The following is an 8,302-nucleotide window of genomic DNA, read 5'->3' as shown; positions in this document are numbered from 1 at the left end:
AGTTAGAACATCAGTTAGAAAGTGTGCGTCAAATTCGCTCTGAATTGGCATCTGGACTCACTTCTCAAATCTCCCAATTGCAAAGTCAAATCGAAACAGCTAATCAAAATCAAACTCAACTTCAATCTCAAGTATCAGACTTAGAAAGTCAGTTAGAAAGTGTGCGTCAAAGTCGCTCTGAATTGGCATCTGGGCTAGAAACTGCTAACAGAGAACGATCGCACCTTTATTCTCAACTCTCGGAAACTCAAAGTCAAATCGAGACAGCAAACCAGAATCAAGCTCAACTTCTATCTCAAGTATGCGAGTTAGAACATCAGCTAGAGACAGTTTATCAAGAACGCTTGCAGCTAACATCGCAACTTTCCGAAGCGGGCGATCGACAATCTGAGCAGTTTGAGTCGAAGTCAGGGCAAATTAAAGCATCTACTTCACATACCAAAGTTGGGAAGAGTCAAGGATTTGTTGTTTCTCAGCAGGGTCAAGGCGATTATACTACTATTAGCGAAGCGCTGAAAAATGCAGCACCGGGCACTCACATTGAGGTGCATCCAGGCGTTTACCGCGAAAGTCTAATTCTCGACAAATCGGTAGAAATTATCGGCCGCGGAGAGGTCGATCGCATTGTGGTTGAAAGTATCAACTCAAACTGCATTAAAATGGCAACTGATACTGCTTTAGTGCGGGGTTTAACCCTGAGTGCTACTGGAAAATATTACGCTGTAGATATTCGCAAAGGCGAGTTAATCGTAGAAGACAGCGATATCACTTCTGCGGACTATTCTGTGGTGGGAATTTTCGGCCCTGATGCAAATTCTATCCTCCGCCGCAGTCAAATTCATGATGGGGTATGGAACGGAATTTTTATATCGGATAATGGGAAAGCAACGGTGGAAGATTGCAGTATTTTTGACAACGGCAGTTTGGGAATAGGTGTCGGATTGGGAGGAAAATTGATCGTGCGCCGGTGTCGGATTAATGGTAATGAAGGTGAGGCGATCGCCGTTTACAGAGATGGCATTGCTACCGTGGAAGATAGCGATTTAACGGGCAATGCTGGGGGTGCTTGGCGCATAGCAGATAACGGATACCTGCGCGGCAAAGACAATCAAGAATAGAAGAAGGAAGTTCGGCAACGGATTCTTTAACGGATGTAACGGATGTAACGGATGTCAGGAAGAAGGCAGAAGGAAGAGGGAAGTTCGGCAACGGATTCTGTAACGGATGTAACGGATGTCAGGAAGAAGGAAGAGGGGAGAGGGAAGAAGGAAGAGGGGAGAGGGAAGAAGGAAGAGGGAAGAGAATTCGCAATTAGCGATTCCCAATCCCCGATTCCCAATACCCAATTACCAATTACCAATTCTAAATGCCTAACAATCGAGCTGGATTTTCCTTCATCATTAAATCAATTTCCTGCGGGGAAATGCCTTCATCTATCAATTTTTTCACAAATAATTTGTAACCTTCCGCAGGCAAAGGATCGGGTTTTCTTCCTAAATCCGTGCTCATTACAAAATGCTCTGCTCCTATTAGTTTAATCGCTGCTGCCATTTTACTAATAGGAACTTGATGCCAGTTTTTGTGTCCGTCATCAGCGGCATTTTCTCCCATCAAATCGTTCACAAATGCTAGTTCTAGAAAAGCTCCCATCTGGGCCGCTTTTTGCATATTTTCTAGGGACAAACCGGGTACATCTGCCATTGCGTGAGTAATCAGGATGTTCTTAATATTGAGCAGGTTGGCTGCACCGACAACCGCCATCACTTCTTCTGATGAAATATGACCGGTTTCCAATACCAAATTCTCTTTGGCTACAATCTTCAACACCGCTGCTGTTTCCGGTAAAACCTTGCCATTTTCCGCAACTTTAATCCCCATTCTCGGCTTGTGAAAAACCTGCAAATGATGCTCAGCATCAACCGTTGGCAACCACACTACTTTACCGTATTTGCCGCCGATGCGGTGCATTGCGTCAACAGCTTCGGGATTAATGCCACCTACCGAATGATTGAGAACAATTCCTCCGAAAACTTCGATTTCTGCTACTATTTTATTAACCAAAACTGCCCGCCCTGCTGTGCTGGCATAATGATTTTTCAATACAACAGCTTTCATCTTCGCCCTAGCAGCTAATTTCGCTACCTCAAAATCATCCAACCTGCGGGGAATCACATCAGGAGAAGAATGAATGTGAAAGTCGATCGCACCTTCGATCGTACTCTGTGGCAAATTGATTATCGGCGGATCTCCGACAGCATAAACTGGCAGACAAAACCAATAGCAAACCATCCAAACTAACGTTAAAAAAACAGCTTGCATTCCTCCCCTCTTCCCTTCTCCCCTCTGCGTTCTCTGCGCCCTCTGCGGTTCATCCCCTCTTAATCCTCTCAAATAAAAGATTGAATCGCATTTGCTAAAGCTTCTGCATTTTCTTCGTGCATACCCAAAGAACCAGGAATAACTCGCGATTCAACACCCGGTAATTCCGTTAATGCTTCCATTTCAGCCTTGGATTTTGGCGGCGCATTTTCAGCAATTACAACCATCACCGGCACTGCTAACTGTTGAAATTTATCTGTAAATTCCGATCGCACTTTTGCCGTATCTAAACCACCAGTCACAAAGGCAGCGGAACCGTATCGAGCACCGGGTTTTTGCGTCACTTGCCATTTGCTTTGGATGAAATCTGGCGTGACTTTAGCTGCATCGACATAGACGTGGCGGCGGTACATGAGGCTGAGGAATGACGGCGCAGTGTTTAGTTTGTATAGGAATTGTCCCAGTAAGGGCGATCGTACTAATTCTCTCACGATTCCGTGCCAGCCACTTTGCTGTTTGCTCATCGTCGGCAAAGGCCCGCGCCAAGTCGGTGCAGCTAAGACAATCTTTGACCATACATTGGGCTTGGATTGCGCTAACTGCATCGCATAACCCGCCGCGTGACCTGCCGCAACTACAGCCACAGGACTATTAAAATTTGCCTCAACAAAATCCTTGAGAAATTGATGGTATAATTGCGGTTGATAGTCGGTTCGCGGCCGATCCGATTCGCCAAAACCCGGCCAATCTAAGCTCACAACTTGAAAGTTAGAAGCTAACAATTCTGCTAAAGGACGCATTTCTTCTCGCGTCGAAACCGTACTGAAAGCCGGCAGCAGCAATACAGGATTTCCCTGTCCTCTGGTTTCGTAAATAACTTTTATTTGCGTTTCTTGCCAATTCCAGAGATATTCTTGGACTGCGACGGGATAGTTGCCAGAATGTGATTTTGTTAAATTGGTAGTTTGAGTCATGGCTGTTTATTCTTTTAATTTTCTTCGGCTTGCTTGCTCAATTCACAAGCAAGCGCCTTATTTTTCATCATTTGAAAGATGTTGTAAAATCCGTTAGCGCGGGAAGGTGTCAGACTCACATTCAATCCCGTGTCTTGAATAAAATCTGGGGTAATGGTGACAATTTCAGCAGGCGTTAATCCGCTCAAACCTTCCACCAACAAGCCAACTAATCCTTTGACTAACTGAGCGTCTGAATCGCCTTGATACAAAACTTTTCCCTCTGCCAAATTTGCAGTAACATAAACTTGCGACACGCAGCCAGAAACTTTGTTTTCCGGCAGTTTGTCGCTTTCGGGAAATGCTGGGAGTCTTTTGGCATACCACAGCAGTTGTTCGTAGCGCTGTTTGGGATCGGAATGTCGCTGAAAGCGCTGAACGATTTTAGCTAGGGCTGCGGGTAGCGCGGTGTTTGCGGACATGATTCACTCGTCGCGGTTTACTTCGTTAATATTATACATTTAATTTTGGCGGCGGGTGCGATCGCCTGCTCATCTGCTCCCACTGAAGCCGTCTTCTGGTGAATCGGTTATTCTTATTGTAGTTAACAAGTTCGAGAGTTATAAACAGAGGAAATATGGTATTTAGTGCTGTTAATCAAGATTGTGGTGTAATGTAGTGACTCTGCAAAGAATCTGGCTAAAATATCGAGTTTTTCAGGCAGTTGTATTCTTGGGGTTGGGTTTGCTATTAACTATTGCCCTTTCGCTTTCTTTTGGTGCGGTACCCATGACTGCCGCTCAATTGTGGCAAGCATTTCTGCACCTAGGTGATGCTGTCAATCAGACTATTTTCTGGGAATTGCGTTTGCCCAGAGTTGCCGCGGCGCTGACGGTTGGTGCGGCTTTAGGAATGTCAGGGGCTTTTCTGCAAGGTTTGCTCCGCAACGGTTTAGCCGATCCTTTTGTATTAGGAATTTCGGCGGGTGCGGGGTTGGTTGCGATTACCATGCTGGCTTTGGGAATATTTCAAACTTGGCTGCCTTTGGCGGCTTGGATAGGTGCTATTTTAACTTCGATCGATTTTATCACCCAATCAAAGCAGTTGTGCTGGAGATTTGCTGGGTAAGTTTAACGTGAAAAATGTCGCAGCCCAATTGCAAGGAGATAGCCCCGTGCGAGGCTACGTGACGCTTTCAGCGGAAAAGGTTTTAGAGGCTAATCCCGAAGTTATCATTGTAGTCGATCGCGGAGAAGGAATTTTAGACCAATTTAAATCTGATTCATTTTGGAATCAACTAACAGCCACTAAAAATAATCGAGTTTACGTTTTTGACTACTACGGATTGGTCAACCCCGGCAGTATCGAAAAAATTGAGCAAGCAACTGCTCAACTTAAACAAGTTCTAGCTAAAAAGTAGAGACCCGATTTATAGAGATAAAAAATCTCTATAAATGATGGAACAAATTGACTATAATTTCTCTAAAAGTGAGAAAGCTAAAGGCACTCAAAAGCGCGCACCATTGTCAGCAACAGGCTCTCCGGCCTGTTCCAGAAAAGATAAGTTTTCTTGTGGAACAGGCCGGAGAGCCTGTTCATAAAAGGTTTATTGAGAATGATGCAAGATATGAGATCGATCGGCCTCAAGTCAGATCCAGAGGCGGCAAACCGCGCAACTGCCGCAGCGAGTTGATACACGCCTGGCAGTCGCAGCCAAACAGCGCCACCGCCTCATCGCTTTCTGCTTCCGAAAAATCCAGCATCGCCACCCGTTCTTCACCCGGGCGCTGCCAAGTAATTCTCGGCTTAGAAGCCACAGCAGCAGACTTGCCAGGAAGCCGCACGCAAGTCAGACGCTGAGTGTGGGGCGATCGCACGCATTGGGGCGAATCAGCCGATTGGCTTGGTGTTTCGCCAATTAGAGCGGGATTTGCGATCGCGCTAAAAGACATCACAGATCCAAACAGCGTCGGACTTACCAATAAAGTGAGGAGCAATCGATTCATTTGTCGTCCTTAAGAACTTCAACGTACACAGTAGCCGATTATCTGTTGCAATTCAACAAGGTTTTCGTCCCATATCAGTACGATTTGCCGTTATTAAGGCTTAAAAGCCCAATATTTGTCGCCCAAACCTTCAACAATTATCCGCGTATTAGCAACCAGCATTTTCTGATAAGTACCCTCTTTGCTCCCCAGTTTAAGATTTGTTGCAATTTTAGTAAATTTAGCTTGCCAGTGATAACAAATTCATCCAAGGCGGGTAAACTGATTTCAGCAAGGGTTACTCGAAGCAGCGAACAAGTTTACCTCAGAAACCAGGTGGGGAGTGATGAGTACAGTTTTAGTGGTGGAAGATTCCCGCAGCCAGCGGGAGTGCATTTCACATCAGTTGAGATGCAGCGGCTTGAATGTAATTCAGGCATCTGACGGTGTGGAAGCGCTGGATAAAATTGAGAAAAATTGTCCTGATTTAGTATTATTAGATGTCATAATGCCCCGTCTGGACGGCTACGGGGTTTGTCGTTTAATTAAAGCTAATCCCGAAACTCGGAACATACCGGTGGTATTTTTAACAGGCAAGGGACAGCAGTTAGCTTTATTTGCGAGGTTCCAGCGCGATCGCGCCGAGGCTTATGTTAGCAAACCTTGGCAGCCGAGGGAACTTTTAGCAACGATCAAAAAAGTTTTGCTCAATGCCAATATTAAGTTCGATCCAGCTTCAGCCGACGCTTGGACAGAATACGGAATTTTAAATTTAAGTACAGTCGAACTGTATCAAAGCCATGCCGATGCTTGGACAAAATACAGTTCGCAAATTATTAAATTGTACGATTCCAGCTTAGCAGCTTTCGAGCAAGCTTTGGCAATTGAACCGAGTCACTCGAATGCAAACAAGTATCGCAACCGAGTCCAGACAATCCGAACAATTTTGATGAAAAAATTAGAGCAAACTAAACCTTGCAAAGTCTGCGATTATTATTACGGTAAGGATGGCATCAATTGTGCGGTGCATCCTGCTGGCCGCCCTCAAGAACTGTGTCGCGATTGGGAATTTAATTAAACAAAAATGAAAACAAATAACCGCGCTAACTTGGAAAAGTTGCTGCAAGAAAGAAACGAGCATCCCGAAAGAATGGCGGAAATTGATGCAAAAATTAATGAATCTTTTCGCAAAAATTACGCCATTTTAGTAATGGATATGTCGGGATTCTCGCGCACGACAGTCCGCTACGGAATTATTCATTTTTTGGCAATGATTCACCGGATGCACGGAATTGTCAAACCGATAATTTCAGAATACGGCGGCACTGTAGTTAAGGAGGAAGCCGACAATATTTTTGCAGTTTTTGCCGATGTAAAATCAGCGGTGGAAGCTGCGATCGACTCTTTGAAACAAACGGCGGCTGTCAACACGACACTGCCGCCGGAGATGGATATTTACCTCTGCATTGGTATTGGCTGTGGCGATGTTTTGATGCTGGAAGGAGAGGATATGTACGGATCGGAATTTAATCTGGCATCCAAGCTGGGAGAGGATTTGGCGGAACGCGGAGAGATTTTGCTTACCTCAGCAGCCTTTGAAAAGTTGGAAGGTGACAAGCAAAATTGGGAAAAAGTGGAGCTTTCGGTTTCAGGTTTGGAATTGGTGGCGTACAAGCGGCTGTAATCGGGTGAATTTCTGTGGTCTTCTCGTTCTTGGCCCTGCTGGAAAAGGAGAACATGACTTTGGCCAGCCTTCGCTATAAACCCGGTTTATTCGCAGAGTTTCGGCTACTCCGCTATTTGCGTACCAACCGGGTTGATGAGACTATATTCCTAGAGAATATCGAATTTAAATAAAATTTAAAATCAGATGATTGAGGAACACAAAACTTGGCAATCTATTAATTTATCCGCTATTGGACAGCGGCTGGCTTGGCTGCAGCAACAGCCAGACAAAGTTATTTTTTGCAAAGAGTCGGGTGTTCACTATGTTGCAGTCACAAAAGAGCGATCGCACATTAAGCTATCTTTAGTAGAAAAAATAAATCAGCAAACAGATTTACTGCAATCTGTTTTCGATTTCAACAATCCTTTACATCTAGTGTCTGAATATACTCAGGCGATGATGTTAGGTTTAGTGTGGCAAAACCAACCTCAAAGAATCTACATAGCTGGATTTGGCGGCGGCAGAATTCCGTTAGTTTTGCACCACTATTTGCCGGAAACTGTTATAGAATGTGCGGATGTCGATCCGATCGCGATCGAAGCAGCTACACAGTGTTTTGGGGTTAAATTGGACGATCGGCTAACTGTAACAATTCAAGACGGCAGAGAGTATTTAGAGCAGCAAAAATCAGATACTCAGTACGATATCATCATGATCGACGTAGCTTTTGGCAACGGCTACTTTCCCCACCGCCTATCCACCAAAGAATTTTATCAAATCTGCGAAAAACACTTGTCAACAGCAGGAGTTGTGCTGGTAAATCTGCTGCAAAGAGATGAGTTTTATGCGGAAAAAATCAAGACTTTTCAAAGCGTGTTCTCTCAGGTGTGCGTGTGTCCGTGGAAGGACATTAACAGCGTTTTGATTGGTAGCAACAGCGCTATTTTAGAGAAAGACGAGATTGTTGCTAGGGCAAAATATTTGCAAGATGGCTATCAATTTTCATTTCCCTTAACAGAGAGAGCACAGGAAGTAAAATTAGGTAGAGAATTGGCGGAAGCTATACCTAATTTAGACCAAGCTCAAATTTTGCATGACGATTCGCCTCCCGCTGGTTATTTTGATTGCTGGTTATTCTGATATTTATAATAACTCCCGGTTTACTCTTTGTGGAACAGGCCGGAAAGCCTGTTGCTGATACGAATATAAGAGATATAACCATCGCCCGATTAATTGTAGGGAAACCGCACGGCGTCGTCTCCTGACTGTAGGTAATATCAAATCCGATGCCACCGGATTTGATATAGGAATGAGAATTAAATAACTTCCACAAGTTTGTGGGATGGGCGTCCCGCCCGTCCAAAAAGGACGGGCGGGAC

11 protein-coding genes are annotated in these 8,302 nt (G+C 44.7%); 6 read left to right on the top strand and 5 right to left on the bottom strand.

What is annotated here, in order from left to right:
- The coding region (locus tag QUB16_RS22660; RefSeq protein WP_333319593.1) for a right-handed parallel beta-helix repeat-containing protein at positions 1-1,118 on the top strand (1,118 nt) is incomplete at its 5' end.
- 244 nt (positions 1,119-1,362) lie between these two features.
- Here the strand turns inward: QUB16_RS22660 and QUB16_RS22655 are convergent.
- The 3 genes from QUB16_RS22655 to QUB16_RS22645 form a co-directional block, all read right to left on the bottom strand.
- Positions 1,363-2,319: a DUF6282 family protein gene (locus QUB16_RS22655; RefSeq protein ID WP_333319591.1), complete on the bottom strand. Its 957-nt coding sequence runs from the start codon at positions 2,317-2,319 to the stop codon at positions 1,363-1,365.
- A 68-nt stretch (positions 2,320-2,387) separates the two neighbouring features.
- A complete protein-coding gene (locus QUB16_RS22650) occupies positions 2,388-3,293 on the bottom strand; it encodes an alpha/beta hydrolase (protein ID WP_333319590.1) in 906 nt (301 codons plus the stop codon).
- Between the two features lie 14 nt (positions 3,294-3,307).
- Positions 3,308-3,754, bottom strand: a complete 447-nt coding sequence (locus tag QUB16_RS22645) for a SufE family protein (RefSeq protein WP_333319587.1) — start codon at positions 3,752-3,754, stop codon at positions 3,308-3,310.
- A gap of 196 nt (positions 3,755-3,950) precedes the next feature.
- On the opposite strand from QUB16_RS22645, the gene QUB16_RS22640 reads away from it, so the two are divergent.
- Positions 3,951-4,400, top strand: coding sequence for an iron chelate uptake ABC transporter family permease subunit (locus QUB16_RS22640; protein WP_333319585.1), 450 nt, complete (start codon positions 3,951-3,953; stop codon positions 4,398-4,400).
- The gene (locus tag QUB16_RS22635; RefSeq protein ID WP_333319583.1) at positions 4,390-4,692 is read left to right on the top strand and encodes an ABC transporter substrate-binding protein; all 303 of its coding nucleotides are present in this window, start codon (positions 4,390-4,392) and stop codon (positions 4,690-4,692) included. Before QUB16_RS22640 ends, QUB16_RS22635 begins: the two co-directional genes overlap by 11 nt.
- A gap of 223 nt (positions 4,693-4,915) precedes the next feature.
- Here the strand turns inward: QUB16_RS22635 and QUB16_RS22630 are convergent, their stop codons facing one another.
- Entirely contained in the window at positions 4,916-5,278 is a 363-nt protein-coding gene (locus tag QUB16_RS22630) for a hypothetical protein (protein WP_333319581.1), read from the bottom strand.
- Positions 5,279-5,603: 325 nt separating this feature from the next.
- Between QUB16_RS22630 and QUB16_RS22625 the strand changes: the two genes are divergently transcribed.
- The 3 genes from QUB16_RS22625 (at position 5,604) to QUB16_RS22615 (ending at position 8,063) form a co-directional block, all read left to right on the top strand.
- On the top strand, positions 5,604-6,335 hold the full coding sequence (locus tag QUB16_RS22625; protein ID WP_333319580.1) for a response regulator: 732 nt from the start codon (positions 5,604-5,606) through the stop codon (positions 6,333-6,335).
- Positions 6,336-6,341: 6 nt separating this feature from the next.
- Positions 6,342-6,941, top strand: a complete 600-nt coding sequence (locus tag QUB16_RS22620) for an adenylate/guanylate cyclase domain-containing protein (protein WP_333319578.1) — start codon at positions 6,342-6,344, stop codon at positions 6,939-6,941.
- A gap of 186 nt (positions 6,942-7,127) precedes the next feature.
- Positions 7,128-8,063 carry a fused MFS/spermidine synthase gene (locus QUB16_RS22615; protein WP_333319575.1) on the top strand — a complete coding sequence of 312 codons (936 nt, stop codon included), beginning with the start codon at positions 7,128-7,130 and terminating at the stop codon, positions 8,061-8,063.
- Between the two features lie 3 nt (positions 8,064-8,066).
- On the opposite strand, the gene QUB16_RS22610 is transcribed toward QUB16_RS22615, so the two are convergent.
- A partial coding sequence (locus QUB16_RS22610; protein WP_333319572.1) for a hypothetical protein occupies positions 8,067-8,302 on the bottom strand: 236 nt, incomplete at its 5' end.

Source organism: Microcoleus sp. D3_18a_C4 (assembly GCF_036702415.1).
Classification (GTDB): Bacteria; Cyanobacteriota; Cyanobacteriia; order Cyanobacteriales; family Microcoleaceae; genus Microcoleus.
The sequence above is the reverse complement of the archived record's forward strand: the minus strand, read 5'-3'. Positions and strand labels throughout refer to the sequence as shown.